We start from the raw sequence: 491 nt of genomic DNA, 5'->3' as shown, positions 1-491 counted from the left end.
CCACGTGAAAGCTATGTTTACCTAAATCGATACCTAAAATTTGGATGGAAGACATATGATTCACCTCATTTCTGCATGCCTACTCTAAGCATAGGAGTTTGAGAGTGAGGCGGACCATATAATTAAGGCATCGTCTTTCGACAATGCCTTTGTTGTGTTGGCGGAGCGGACGGGACTTTCTATCAACCTTGAGAGCAGCACGACCCTCTGCGTGACAGACCGCTAAGCTCTCCAGTAGAAAGTTTAATCAACTGAACTACCGCTCTAATTTATTGAAATCCAGACTTTATCTGGAATTCAGAAGCTTTTTCATTTTCGACAGATACAAAAAAGGCATCGTCTTTCGACAATGCCTTCGTTGTAGTGGCGGAGCGGACGGGACTCGAACCCGCGACCCCCGGCGTGACAGGCCGGTATTCTAACCAACTGAACTACCGCTCCAATTTTTTGAAACCCAGACTCTATCTGAATCTCGAAAGTGGCGGAGGGAT

General features: G+C 46.2%; 1 tRNA gene. It reads right to left on the bottom strand.

Annotated elements, in window-relative coordinates:
• Positions 1 to 364: 364 nt before the first annotated feature.
• Positions 365 to 441: transfer RNA gene (locus tag HC728_RS19840), tRNA-Asp, on the bottom strand.
• Positions 442 to 491: the final 50 nt, after the last annotated feature.

This window comes from Aliivibrio sp. S10_S31, from assembly GCF_014694495.1.
Taxonomy (GTDB): Bacteria; Pseudomonadota; Gammaproteobacteria; order Enterobacterales; family Vibrionaceae; genus Aliivibrio; species Aliivibrio fischeri.
Note: the sequence above shows the minus strand (reverse complement) of the source record. Positions and strands in the feature narration are given on the sequence as shown.